8 protein-coding genes are annotated in these 13,289 nt (G+C 69.5%); 5 read left to right on the top strand and 3 right to left on the bottom strand.

Translation table 11 applies throughout. From position 1 onward, the window contains the following. Positions 1–362: 362 nt before the first annotated feature. Entirely contained in the window at positions 363–4,271 is a 3,909-nt protein-coding gene (locus tag G8A07_RS20800; protein ID WP_195793869.1) for an FAD/FMN-binding oxidoreductase, read from the top strand. Positions 4,272–4,288: 17 nt separating this feature from the next. Here the strand turns inward: G8A07_RS20800 and G8A07_RS20795 are convergent, their stop codons facing one another. Further along, positions 4,289–4,762, bottom strand: a complete 474-nt coding sequence (locus G8A07_RS20795; protein WP_195793868.1) for a hypothetical protein — start codon at positions 4,760–4,762, stop codon at positions 4,289–4,291. Positions 4,763–5,018: 256 nt separating this feature from the next. Continuing rightward, the gene (locus G8A07_RS20790; RefSeq protein WP_249937080.1) at positions 5,019–6,932 is read right to left on the bottom strand and encodes a methyl-accepting chemotaxis protein; all 1,914 of its coding nucleotides are present in this window, start codon (positions 6,930–6,932) and stop codon (positions 5,019–5,021) included. A gap of 363 nt (positions 6,933–7,295) precedes the next feature. Here G8A07_RS20790 and G8A07_RS20785 point away from each other — a divergent pair, with 363 nt between their 5' ends. Together G8A07_RS20785 and G8A07_RS20780 are read left to right on the top strand one after the other, a co-directional pair. After that, positions 7,296–7,730: an HIT family protein gene (locus G8A07_RS20785; protein ID WP_195793867.1), complete on the top strand. Its 435-nt coding sequence runs from the start codon at positions 7,296–7,298 to the stop codon at positions 7,728–7,730. Positions 7,731–8,001: 271 nt separating this feature from the next. After that, positions 8,002–9,804 (top strand): S8 family peptidase, encoded by a 1,803-nt coding sequence (locus tag G8A07_RS20780; RefSeq protein WP_195793866.1) that lies wholly within the window; start codon positions 8,002–8,004, stop codon positions 9,802–9,804. A gap of 109 nt (positions 9,805–9,913) precedes the next feature. Here the strand turns inward: G8A07_RS20780 and G8A07_RS20775 are convergent, their stop codons facing one another. Then, positions 9,914–11,965: a M13 family metallopeptidase gene (locus G8A07_RS20775; RefSeq protein WP_195793865.1), complete on the bottom strand. Its 2,052-nt coding sequence runs from the start codon at positions 11,963–11,965 to the stop codon at positions 9,914–9,916. Between the two features lie 157 nt (positions 11,966–12,122). Here G8A07_RS20775 and G8A07_RS20770 point away from each other — a divergent pair, with 157 nt between their 5' ends. Beyond that, a complete protein-coding gene (locus G8A07_RS20770; RefSeq protein WP_195793864.1) occupies positions 12,123–12,542 on the top strand; it encodes a gamma-butyrobetaine hydroxylase-like domain-containing protein in 420 nt (139 codons plus the stop codon). 11 nt (positions 12,543–12,553) lie between these two features. Continuing rightward, positions 12,554–13,285 carry a bifunctional demethylmenaquinone methyltransferase/2-methoxy-6-polyprenyl-1,4-benzoquinol methylase UbiE gene (gene ubiE / locus G8A07_RS20765; RefSeq protein ID WP_195793863.1) on the top strand — a complete coding sequence of 244 codons (732 nt, stop codon included), beginning with the start codon at positions 12,554–12,556 and terminating at the stop codon, positions 13,283–13,285. Positions 13,286–13,289 lie beyond the last annotated feature (4 nt).

Raw genomic sequence — 13,289 nt, 5'->3', positions numbered from 1 at the left:
GCGGCGGCAAGCGTATTTGACAATTGTGACATCCGCGTTGTGACATGGGCGCGACGCCGGATCAATAGGGCGCGGCCCTGGGATGGTGCGGTCGTGATAGGAAAGATGTGATGTAACCGGGCGTCGATGCCGTAATTTGGTGCATCGATCGCGGCAATTGCCGGTGGCGCAATCCCCCGCGGCCCGCTGGACATGCTGCGCTGCGGTAGGATTTACGGTCCGACGCCTGGGACCGACCCATTTCCCGCTCATCCGTGGCCACAAGCCCGGTGCGTCGCCCCCCGAAACGCCGAACTCCAGCTCGCCGGAGGCCTTGCCCAGGGCCGCCAGCCAACCCAGGGTGCGCTAAGCGCCCGGCCGCCATGAATGCACCGCAGCATCTGCCGATGCCCACAGCCGACCTCGCCGTCCAGGGCGAGGCCCACGACGCACCGCGCCTGCGCGAGATTCCGTATAACTACACCTCGTTCTCCGATCGCGAGATCGTGATCCGCCTGCTGGGCTCGCGGGCCTGGGAGCTGCTGAACCGGCTGCGCCAGGAGCGCCGCACCGGGCGCTCGGCACGCATGCTGTACGAGGTGCTGGGCGATATCTGGGTGGTGCAGCGCAACCCCTACCTGCAGGACGACCTGCTGGACAACCCGAAGCGCCGCCAGCTGCTGATCGAGGCCCTGGAGCACCGCCTGAACGAGGTGGAGAAGCGCCGCGACCCGTCCAGCGATGCCCAGCGCGACGCCTCGGTCGGCGAGTTGCTGGCCGCCGCGCGCGCGGCCGTGCGGCAGTTCGCGGACCAGTTCGCCCAGGTGGCCGAGCTGCGCCGACGTGCCACCAAGGTGCTGGGCCGCCACACCGCCAAGGACAACATCAAGTACGACGGCCTGTCGCGCGTGGCCCATGTGACCGACGCGACCGACTGGCGCGTCGAGTACCCCTTCGTCGTGCTGACGCCCGACAGCGAGGCCGAGATGGCCCAGCTGGTCAAGGGCTGCATCGAGCTGGGCCTGACCATCATCCCGCGCGGCGGCGGCACCGGCTACACCGGCGGCGCGGTGCCGCTGGTGTGGAACAGCGCGGTGATCAACACCGAGAAGCTGGAGACCCTGCGCGGCGTCGAGATGCAGGTGCTGCCGGGCCTGGACCGGCCGGTCGCGACGATCTTCAGCCAGGCCGGCGTGGTCACGCAGCGCGTGGCCGACCTGGCCGAGCAGCATGGCTTCGTGTTCGCGGTCGACCCGACCTCGGCCGAGGCCAGCTGCATCGGCGGCAATATCGCGATGAATGCTGGCGGCAAGAAGGCCGTCTTGTGGGGCACGGCGCTGGACAATCTGGCGAGCTGGAAGATGGTGACGCCCGATGCCAAGTGGCTCGAGGTGATCCGCCTGAACCACAACCTGGGCAAGATCCACGATGTCGAGGTGGCCAGTTTCGAGCTGCGCTATTTCGACGCCTCGGGGCGGAAGCTGGAGCGCACCGAGCGCCTGGACATCCCCGGCCGCCTGTTCCGCAAGGAAGGCCTGGGCAAGGACGTCACCGACAAGTTCCTGGCCGGCCTGCCCGGCATCCAGAAGGAGGGTTGCGACGGCCTGATCACCAGCGCACGCTGGGTGGTGCACAAGATGCCGGCGCATACCCGCACCGTCTGCCTGGAGTTCTTCGGCAACCCGAAGGACTGCGTGCCCTCGATCGTCGACATCAAGGACTTCATGTTCGCCGAAGCCAAGCGCGAGAACGGCGCGATCCTGGCGGGCCTGGAGCATCTGGACGACCGCTACCTGAAGGCGGTGGGCTATGCGACCAAGAGCAAGCGCGGCGGCCTGCCGAAGATGGTGCTGATCGGCGACATCGTCGGCGACGATGCCGACGCGGTGGCGCGCGCGACCTCGGAGGTGGTGCGCCTGGCCAACGGCCGCAGCGGCGAGGGCTTCGTCGCGATCAACCCCGATGCGCGCAAGAAGTTCTGGCTGGACCGCAAGCGCACCGCGGCGATCTCCAAGCACACCAACGCCTTCAAGGTGAACGAGGACGTGGTGATCCCGCTGGAGCGCATGGGCGAGTACACCCTGGGCATCGAGCGCATCAACGTCGAGCTGTCGCTGCGCAACAAGCTGGCCCTGGTGGAGGCGCTGACGGCGCTGTTCGAGCGCGGCAACCTGCCGCTGGGCAGGAGCGACGATGCCGGCGAGATCCCGAGCGCCGAGCTGCTGGAGGACCGGGTGCAGCAGGCGCTGGCGCTGCTGGCCGAGGTGCGGGCGCTGTGGCGGCAATGGATGCAGGAGCTGGACCTGCCGCGCGGCGCGGAGCGCAGCTTCTTTGACCAGCTGCAGGACCACAGCCTGCGCGCGTCCTGGAAGACGCAGATCCTGAAGCCGCTGCAGGACATCTTTGCCGGTGCGGCCTTCGCGCCCATCATTGCCGAGTGCAAGCGCATCCACAAGGAGGTGCTGCGCGGCCGCGTCTGGGTGGCGCTGCACATGCATGCCGGCGACGGCAATGTGCACACCAACATCCCGGTCAACTCCGACAACTACGAGATGCTGCAGACGGCCCATGAGGCGGTGGCCCGCATCATGAAGCTGGCGCGCTCATTGAACGGCGTGATCTCGGGCGAGCATGGCATCGGCATCACCAAGCTGGAGTTCCTCTCGGAGGCCGAGCTCGCGCCCTTTGCCGACTACAAGGCGCGCATCGATCCCGAGGGCCGCTTCAACAAGGGCAAGCTGCTGCGGCCCGAGGCCTCCACCCACGGCACCTTCGCCGACCTGACCAATGCCTACACCCCGAGCTTCGGGCTGATGGGCCATGAGTCGCTGATCATGCAGCAGAGCGACATCGGCGCGATCGCCGACAGCGTCAAGGACTGCCTGCGCTGCGGCAAGTGCAAGCCGGTCTGCGCCACCCATGTGCCGCGCGCCAACCTGCTGTACAGCCCACGCAACAAGATCCTGGCCACCTCGCTGCTGGTCGAGGCCTTCCTCTACGAGGAGCAGACGCGCCGCGGCGTCTCGGTCAAGCATTGGCAGGAGTTCGAGGATGTGGCCGACCATTGCACGGTCTGCCACAAATGCGTGAACCCCTGCCCGGTCAAGATCGACTTCGGCGACGTCACGATGAATATGCGCAACCTCTTGCGCAAGATGGGCCAGAAGAGCTTCCGCCCCGGCAATGCCGCGGCGATGCTGATGCTCAACGCGACCAACCCAGAAACCATCAAGCTGGCGCGCAGCGCGATGGTGGGCGTGGGCTTCAAGGCGCAGCGCTTCGCGCATGACCTGCTGAAGGGCTTCGCGAAGAAGCAGACCGCCGCGCCGCGCGCGACCCTGGGCCCGGCGCCGATCAAGGAGCAGGTGATCCACTTCATCAACAAGAAGCTACCGGGCGGCCTGCCGAAGAAGACTGCGCGCGCGTTGCTGGACATCGAGGACAAGAACTATGTCCCGATCATCCGCAACCCGCAGGACACGACGGCCGAGACCGAGGCGGTGTTCTACTTCCCGGGCTGCGGCTCCGAGCGCCTGTTCAGCCAGGTCGGCCTGGCGACGCAGGCCATGCTCTGGCATGCCGGCGTGCAGACCGTGCTGCCGCCCGGCTATCTGTGCTGCGGCTATCCGCAGCGCGGCTCGGGCCAGTTCGACAAGGCCGAGAAGATCATCACCGACAACCGGGTGCTGTTCCACCGCGTCGCCAACACGCTGAACTACCTGGACATCAAGACCGTGGTGGTGTCATGCGGTACCTGCTACGACCAGCTGCAGGGCTACGAGTTCGACAAGATCTTCCCCGGCTGCCGCATCATCGACATCCACGAGTACCTGCTGGAGAAGGGCATTACCCTGCAGTCCAAGCAGGCCTACCTCTATCACGACCCCTGCCACAGCCCGATGAAGCTGCAGGAGCCGATGAAGACGGTCAAGGCCCTGGTCGGGCCCGAGGTGATGAAGAGCGAGCGCTGCTGCGGCGAGAGCGGCACCCTGGGCGTGACCCGACCCGATGTCTCGACCCAGATCCGCTTCCGCAAGGAGGAGGAGCTGCGCAAGGCCGAGACCCAGCTGCGCGAGGCCGGCAAGGTCGGCGCGCAGGACGACCTGAAGATCCTGACCAGCTGCCCCAGCTGCCTGCAGGGTCTGAGCCGCTATGGCAACGACCTGCAGAACGGCCTGCTGGAGGCCGACTACATCGTCGTCGAGATGGCCAAGCAGATCCTCGGCGAGGACTGGATGCCCGCCTACGTGGCCAAGGCCAACGCGGGCGGGATCGAGCGGGTGCTGGTCTGAGCCGGCTCAGGGCTGGTTCAGGGTTGACTTAGCGCCACCACCTGCCCGTCCTTGCGCGGGTGGCTGGCGTCGTCCTCGGCAAAGCTGATCAGGGCGCTGAAGCGCTGCGCGCCGGCGCTGCCGGTGTTGCAGCTCAGGCCGTACATCGCGCGGCGGACCGCCTGGCCGTAGTGCAGGCGTGCGCTGCCGCTGGTGCTGACCTCGCTGACCTGGCGGCCGTCGAGCTTGAAGTCGACGCGCACCACGCCGGGCTGCTGATGCTGATACCAGGCCTTGGCCAGCGAATCCTGCAGATCCTGGTCTGCGCCGGGGCAGACGGCGCGCACATCGGTGCGCGGCGGCGTCAGGTCGGCGCGCTGCTGGCCATGGACCTCGACGCGGCCGAGCTGGTCCTGCGCGGCATCGGCCGCCAGCGCGGACTGACCGGCACCGGCCACAAGCAGCAGGGCGGCGAGCAGATGGGGAAGGGAAGGGAAAGACGACGACTTCATGGTGGAAAACTCCGGCTGACGTTGAAGGCAAGGACTCCGGCCGCGGCCAGCGGGGATGGCTGGATCGGTCGGCTTGTCATCAGCGTAGGCAAGGCGTTCCCGCGTACCAAGGCGCACGCGACCAGCCCGCGAAGCGGCGCGACGAGTTGCGGCTGCGTGCGACGAAATGAAGGCCCGATGCGGGCCTCTGGGGTCAGGTCTTGCTAGTGATGTGACCTTCGGCAGGGTGCCGAAAGTCCCATCGAAATCCCGCACCTCAGACCTTGAAGCGGCCGACCTGCTGCACCAGGCGCTGCGCCTGTTCGCGCAGGCTTTCGGCCGCCGCGGTGCTCTGCTCGACCAGCGCGGCGTTCTGCTGCGTGCCCTGGTCCAGCTGGGCCACGGCCTCGTTGATGCGGCTCACGCCCTGGGCCTGCTCGCGCGCCGCGGTGGAGATCTCGCCGATGATGCCGCTGACATGCTTGACCTTGGCCAGGATGTCCTGCATCGCCGCGCCGGCGTCGCCGACCAGGCGCGCGCCGGCGTCCACCTTCTCGCCGCTGGCGGTGATCAGGCCCTTGATCTGTCGGGCCGCCTCGGCGCTGCGCTGGGCCAGCTGGCGCACCTCGGTGGCGACCACCGCGAAGCCCCGACCCTGCTCGCCGGCGCGGGCGGCCTCGACCGCGGCGTTCAGCGCCAGGATATTGGTCTGGAAGGCGATCGCGTCGACGGTGCCGATGATCTCGGCGATCTGGCGGCTGGCGCCGCTGATCTGCGTCATCGTGTCGACCACCTGCTGCACCACGGCGCCGCCATGCTGGGCCGCATGGTCGGAGGCGTCGACCAGCTGATGCGCCTGCGCCGCCGAGGCCGCGGTCTGGCCCATCGAGCCGGCCAGCTCCTCCAGCGCGCTGGCGGTTTCCTCCAGATGGCTGGCCGAGCTCTCGGTGCGCTGTGACAGGTCGCGGCTGCCGGCCGCCACCTCGGCGCTGGCGGTGCCGATGCCGTCGCTGGCCTGGTGCACCTCGGCGATCGTCGAGGCCAGCTGACGCCGCATCGTCTCGACGCCCTCGGCCAGCGCGCCCAGGTCGTCCCGCTGCGTCACGGCCACCGGCCGGCTCAGGTCGCCCTCGGCCACCGCCTGCACCGCGCGGTTCAGCGCGGCCAGCGGTCGGCCCACCCAGCGCTGCAGCAGCGCGGTGATGCCCAGGCCCAGCAGCAGCACGGCCAGCAGCATCAGACCCCACAACGCCCACAGGGTGTTCATGTGCGCGGCCAGCGAGGTCGCGCGCGAGGCCTCGGCCACCACCCACCAGCCGGTCGCCGCGCTGCGCCGCGCCACCGCGAAGGCGTCGCCATGGCGCGGGTCATAGACCGCCGGCGCCTCGGCCAGCACGCCGTCCGGTGCCTTATCCAGGGCCTGCAGCAGTCCGGCCGCCCGCTCCGGGCCCAGCAGCTCGGCAAGTTGCTTGCCCTGCGCGCTGGGATGGGCACGCAGCAGGGCCTCGGCCGGCGTCTTGCCGGGCTCGATGATGTAGAGGCCGCCGCTGCCGAACAGCTTTTCGGCGTCGGCCAGCTTGACCAGCTCCTGCTGCAGGCCGCGCATGTCGAAGCCGATGAAGAGGATGCCGACCACCCGGCCCTGCGCATCCTTCAGCGGCTGGTAGCGCGTCATATAGGGCACGCCGAACAGCGTGGCCGGGCCGACATAGCTCTCGCCGGCCGCCACCTTGGCATAGGCCGGATGCTGGGCGCCCAGCCGGGTGCCGACCGCGCGCGAGCCGTCCTGCTTGGTCAGCGAGGTGGCGATGCGCAGGAAGTCCTCACCCTGGCGGGCGAACAGGGTGGCGACGCCGCCGGTCTTCTGGCGGAAGCGGTCGACCAGCTCGAAGCGGCCGGCCAGTGCCTGGCCCTCATGCTGCAGCTCGCCGTCGCCGGCCAGGTTGAAGGCGCCGGGATACTCTGCGCCCAGCACCTCGTAGAGCTGCTTGGCCGAGTCGCGCGCGGTGCGGTCCAGCGCATCGGCCACGCGGGCCACCGAGGCGGCCTCGCTGGCCATCAGGTCGGTGTTGCGGCGGCTGGCCTGCTCGGTCAGGGTCCAGGACAGGGCGGCGCAGATCGCCACCAGCAGGGTGGCGATCGCCAGGCTGGCACTCAGGGACACGCGGTGCGCGACGCTGCGCTGGGGCACGGGTCTGGCTGGGGAGTTCTTCACATTCATCATCGAAGCGGCAACGGTTTTCGGGCGGACAGGCGCGAGCCGGCCCTCTTGCGCTAGCGTTCGCAAGAGGGCGGCTGTCTCCGGCCTGTTATGGATTGGGTGAGGGCGAGCGGTGGCTGGCCCGGCGTCGAGACGGTGATGTCAAGCGCCTGGATCAAAAGATCCTGCCTTCTGTGCGAAGGTCGGTCGCATTGTCGAGCGAGGTCGCGTGCCTGGCGCATGGGTAGCGCTGTCATTTGTGAACTACTGCGCGCGATGTCAATCCCCGGCCCGTCCGCGGCGGGCGCTACAGTGCCGCGATCTCAGCAGCCGGCCCTGGTGCCGCCCACACCGATGAATCCCCAGACCGCCCAGACAGACTGCCCCCTGTGCCGCGACGACGGCGGCCTGCTGGTCCTGCGCACGCCGCTGTGGCGCGTCGTGCGCGTGACCGACACGCCCGCCTTCCCTGCCTTCTACCGCCTGATCTGGAACCACCATGTGGCCGAGTTCAGCGATCTCGATGCGGCCCAGCGCCTGGCCTGCATGGAGGCGGTGACGGGCATCGAGCGCCTGCTGCGCGAGCGGTTGCGGCCCGCCAAGATCAACCTGGCCAGCCTGGGCAATGTGGTGCCGCATCTGCACTGGCATGTGATCGCGCGCTTCGCGGACGACAGCCATTTCCCGAACCCGATCTGGGGCGAGGCACGCCGCCCGGTGGGCGTTTTGCCGGCAGCCGAGGCGCTGCTGGCGCTGGATGAGGCTCTGGCAAATGTCCTCAGTCAATAACTTTTAGCTACAAATTCGCCACGGGTATTCCTTGATGTTAAGCCTTACAGGGTGGGCGATTAGCGCCCGCCATGACTTCCTACACTGCGCCGACGCCCGCCGGTCCAGCGTTTGAGGCCAGCCCAACGCCCGTCTCTCCACAGGATCGGTTCGGCGGCGAGGCCGGGATCTCAACGATCCCGGCTCGTTTGGCCGGCGGTCGACCGACCGCCTTTTCCGATGGTGCCGCCATCCGCGGCGACCTCCTCCCGCAAACCCTGGAGATCACAGCATGTTGCGTTTGAAGCATCTCAGCCAACTCATCGCGCTGAGCTGGGCCACCTTGACCGCCGCCCACGCCGGCGTGTCGGCCGTGGACATCGACCAGCCGAATCGACCCCGGTCCGAGCAAACCGATCGACTGATCGTCAAGTACCGTGACGGCAGCGTCGCGGTGCAGTTGCAGAACGGCCCGGCCCTGCAGGCCCGCGCCCTGGCGGGCGAGGCGCTGACGAGCCGCACCGAGGCGGCCCAGCGTCTGGCCGCGCCGCTCGGCGCGCGGCTCAGCCTGCTGCGCCAGATGGGCACCGGCGCCCATGTGTTCAAGCTGGACCGCGCCCTGTCGGTCGAGCAGCTGCAGCAGCTGGCGGCCCAACTGCAGGCCAGCGACGCCAACATCGAGTACGCCGAGCCCGACCGCAAGATGTATGCGCTGCTGACGCCCAATGACTCGAGCTACAGCTCGCAATGGGATCTGTTCGAGGCCACCGGCGGCATCCGCGCCCCGGCCGCCTGGGACCGCGCCACTGGCACCGGTGTCGTGGTCGCGGTGATCGACACGGGCCACCGCCCGCATGCCGACCTGACCGGCCAACTCGTGGCCGGCTACGACATGATCACACAGACCGCGACCGCCAACGACGGCAACGGCCGCGACAGCGACCCCAGCGACCCGGGCGACTGGAGCACCGCCGGCGAATGCGGCACCGGCCAGCCGGCCCGCAACTCCAGCTGGCACGGCACCCATGTGGCCGGCACGATTGCCGCCAAGACCAACAACAGCCTGGGCGTCGCGGGCATCGCCTTCAACGCCAAGATCCAGCCGGTGCGCGTGCTGGGCAAATGCGGCGGCTACACCTCGGACATCGCCGACGGCATCACCTGGGCCTCGGGCGGCTCGGTCAGCGGCCTGCCGGCCAATGCCACGCCGGCCAAGGTGCTGAACCTGTCGCTGGGCGGCAGCGGCAGCTGCGGCACGACCACGCAGAACGCGGTCAATGGCGCGCGCTCGCGCGGCGCCAGCGTGATCGTCGCGGCGGGCAACTCCAATGCCAACGCTTCCGGCTTCACCCCGGCCAGCTGCAGCGGCGTCGTCACCGTCGCGGCCACCGACCGCTACGGCGCGCGCGCCTACTACTCGAACTACGGCACGGTGGTTGCGCTGGCGGCGCCGGGCGGCGATGTGCGCTCCAGCTCCAGCAACGGCATCCTGTCGACGCTGAATGCCGGCACCAGCACCCCGGGCGCCGACAACTACAGCTTCTACCAGGGCACCTCGATGGCCGCGCCCCATGTGGCCGGCGTCGCGGCGCTGCTGTACAGCGCGAAGCCGAGCGCCACGCCGGACCAGATCACCGCCGCGCTGAAGGGCAGCGCCCGAGCCTTCCCGGGCACCTGCAGCCAATGCGGCACCGGTCTGCTGGATGCCGATGCGGCGATCACCGCGATCCTGGGCGGCGGCGGGACCACCATCGCCGAGACCGAGCCGAACAACAGCATCGCCGCCGCGCAGGTGGTGAATGCGCCGGGCACGGTCAACGGCGGCCTGTCCTCCAACACCGATACCGACTACTTCCGCATCAGCCTGCCGGCGGGCCGCACCCTCAGCGTGAACCTGGGCATGGGCGCGACCCTGGACTATGACCTCTACCTGCTCAACGGCAGCGGCACCCAACTGCGCGCCAGCGAGAACCCGGCCGGCCAGAGCGACAGCTTCACCTACATCAACAGCGGGACCAGCGCGGTCACGGTGTATGTGCGGGTGCTGTACTACAGCGGCGGCGCCGGCGGCTACACGCTGGGCCTGAACTGGTAAATCGACAAGTCAGGGAGGCGCTCAAAGAGCGACGCGGTCCCGCCCTCCGGCGGGGCCTGTTGAGGGCGTTGCGTCCAGGCGGGCGCAACGCCCTTTTTTCATCGTCGGCCTACCAGATCGCGATCGGCTCCGGCGCCACCATCGGGTCGCCGGGCTTGCAGCCGAAGGCCTGGGCGAAGGCCGGCATGTTCGACATCGGGCCGCGCACGCGGAAGGGGCCCGGCGAATGGCCGTCGGTGCGCAGCTGGTTGATCAGCCATTCGTTGCGCGTCTTGCCGCGCCAGATCAGCGCGTTGGAGAGGAAAAAGCGCTGCTCGGGCGTGTAGCCGTCGCGCTTGGCGCGGGCCGCCGCGTCGCCGCGCGCCAGCGCGCGCTGCAGCCCGCCGTAGGCCAGCGGCATGCCGGCCACGTCGGAGATGTTCTCACCCAGGGTCAACTGGCCGTTGATGCGGTGGCCGGGCACCGGCTCGTAGCCGTTGTAGAGCTGGACCACGCGCTCGGCGCGCGCCTTGTAGGCGCTGGCGTCCTCGGCGGTCCACCAGTCGTGCAGATTGCCGACGCTGTCGTACTGGCGGCCGCGGTCGTCGAAATGGTGGGTGATCTCGTGGCCGATCACCATGCCGATGCCGCCGTAGTTGACCGCGTCGTCCGCCTTCGCATCGAAGAAGGGCGGCTGCAGGATTCCGGCCGGGAACACGATCTCGTTGAGCCCGCCGGCGAAGGCATTGACGATATGCGGGCTGGTGAACCAGCGCGCGCGGTCCACCGGTTTGTCCAGCTCGGCCAGGCGCTCGGCGAAGCTCCAGGCCGCGGCGCGCAGGGTGTTGCCGGCATAGTCGTCGGCCGCCAGGCTCAGGCCGGGGTAGCGCGGCCATTCGGCCGGCGCGCCGATCTTCAGCGCCATCGCGTCGAGCTTGTGCAGCGCGCGCTGCTTGGTCGGCGCGCTCATCCAGTCGAGCTTGCGGATATGGTCGCGCATCGTCGCCTTGATGTCGGCCACCAGCGCGCTGGCGCGCGCCTGCGCCTCGGCCGGGAAGGCCTTGGCGACGAACAGCTCGCCCAACGCCAGCGACACCGGCGCGCTGCCGTAGCGGCCGCCGATCTCCATGATCACCGCCTCGGCGCGCGGCTCCGGCGCCTGCAGGCCGGCGATCGCGCGGCCGCGGTAGTCGAAATGGGCCTCGGCATAGGCCTTGGGCAGCTTGTCGGCGTAGGCGTCCAGCAGGCGCAGCTTGAGATAGTTGCGCCAGATGTCCAGCGGCGTCTCGGCCGCCAGCTGGGCCAGGCGGCGGGCGAAGTCGGGCTGGCCGACGACCAGGCGCGCGACGCCATCGGAGCGGCCGGTCAGGGCGGCCAGGTAGGCGTCCCAGTCGAGGCCGGGCGCGGCGGCGTTCAGCTCGGCCGCGCTCATCGGGTTGTAGTTGCTCTTCGGGTCGCGCAGCTGGACGCGGGTGCGCGAGGCCTCGGCCAGCCGGGTCTCGAAGGCCCACAGCGCGTCCAGCGCGGCCGCCTCGGGCCGGGTGCCGCTGCTTTCTTCCAGCAGGCGCTGCGCGTAGAGGCGGTAGGCGGCGCGGATGCGCTCGGTGGTGGCATCGTTCTGGAAATAGTTGTCGCGGTCCGGCAGGCCCAGGCCGGCCTGCTGGAGCAGCAGGGCATGGCGGCGCGTGTCCTTGGCGTCCTGGCGCACCGCGGCAGCCAACGGCGCGGCGATCTGCACCCGGTTCAGCGCGGCCAGCAGCGCCGGCAGCTGTTCGCGCCGCTGCAGGCCGTCGATGCGCGCCAGCAGCGACGCCAGGGCGCTCAGGCCCTTGGCCTCGATCGCGGCCAGATCCATGCCGCTGGCGTAGTAGGCGGCGACCAGCCTCAGGCCCGGCGTGGTCTGCAGCGCCGGCTCGGCGCTCAGCTCGGTCAGCGCGCGGCGCAGCAGCGCGTCGTTGGCGATGCGCAGGTCGACGAAGCTGCCGATGCGCGGCCGGTCGGCCGGCAGCGGGGTGCTGGCTTCCCAGGCGCCGTTCACATGGGCATAGAAGTCGGTGCAGGCCTCGGCCGGGGCGGCGGACAGGCCCTTCAGGTCGAGGGCCTGCGCGGCGGGGCCGGCGGCCAGGGCGGCGAGGCAAAGGGCCAGGGGGCTGGCCAGGCGGGAGCGGCGGGGACGGTTCATGGCGGCTTGTGGTCGCGTTGACGGAGCAAGGGTGGGCGAGAGGCTAGCCGAGCCACGGCCGCGCCGGCATCGGGGTCGGCCCCCGCTCGCGCGCCCTGCGCACGGGCGGGGCGGCTACACTGCCTGCCTTCCCCGCAAGCCCTTGCCGCGAGCCGCCATGGCCGGATTGACGCCCACCACCCCGCAGCCCACCGAGATCACCGTGCACCAGCAGTCGCGTCTGCTGGAGATCGCCTTTGCCGACGGCGAGCGCTTTTCCATCCCCTTCGAGCTGATGCGCGTGTTCTCGCCCTCGGCCGAGGTGATGGGCCATGGGCCGGGGCAGGAAACCTTGCAGACCGGCAAGCGCGAGGTGGGCATCGCGGCGCTGGAGCCGGTGGGCCACTACGGCATCCGGCCGCAGTTCGACGACGGCCACGAGAGCGGCATCTTCTCCTGGGACTATCTCTACCAGCTGGGCAGCCGCGCGGCCGAGTTCTGGGCCGACTACGAGGCCAAGCTGGCCGCCGCCGGCCTGGGCCGCGACGACCCGATGCCGGGCAAGGCCGGCTCGGCCTGCGGGCACCACCATCACTGAGACATCGCATCATGAGCAGCACCCATTTCGGCTTCCAGACCGTCGACGAGCAGGAGAAGGCCGGCCGCGTGCGCGGCGTGTTCGATTCCGTCGCCTCGCGCTATGACGTGATGAACGACCTGATGTCGATGGGTCTGCACCGCGCCTGGAAGACCTACACGGTGGCCGTGGCCAACCTGAAGCCGGGCGAGCGCGTGCTGGACATCGCCGGCGGCACCGGCGATTTGTCGCGCGCCTTCGCGCGCAAGGTCGGCGAGACCGGCATGGTGGTGCACACCGACATCAACGAGGCGATGTTGCGCCAGGGCCGCGACCGCCTGCTCAACGAGGGCCTGGTGCTGCCGACCGGGCTGTGCGACGCCGAGAAGCTGCCCTTCAAGGACGGCAGCTTCGACCTGGTCAGCGTGGCCTTCGGCCTGCGCAACATGACCCACAAGGACCAGGCGCTGGCCGAGATGTGCCGCGTGCTGCGCCCGGGCGGGCGGCTGCTGGTGCTGGAGTTCTCCAAGGTGGCCGCGCCGCTGCGCAAACCCTATGACTGGTATTCGTTCAAGATCCTGCCGCGCCTGGGCCAGATGATCGCCGGCGATGCCGAGAGCTACCGCTACCTGGCCGAGTCGATCCGCATGCATCCGGCCCAGGCCGAGCTGAAGGCGATGATGAAGACGGCCGGCTTCGGCCATGTGGATGTGCACAACCTCAGCGCCGGCGTCGTGGCGCTGCACGCCGGCATCAAGTGCTGAGGCG

It is taken from the genome of Roseateles sp. DAIF2, assembly GCF_015624425.1.
Taxonomy (GTDB): Bacteria; Pseudomonadota; Gammaproteobacteria; order Burkholderiales; family Burkholderiaceae_C; genus Kinneretia.
This window is presented reverse-complemented; position numbering and strand designations above follow the sequence as displayed.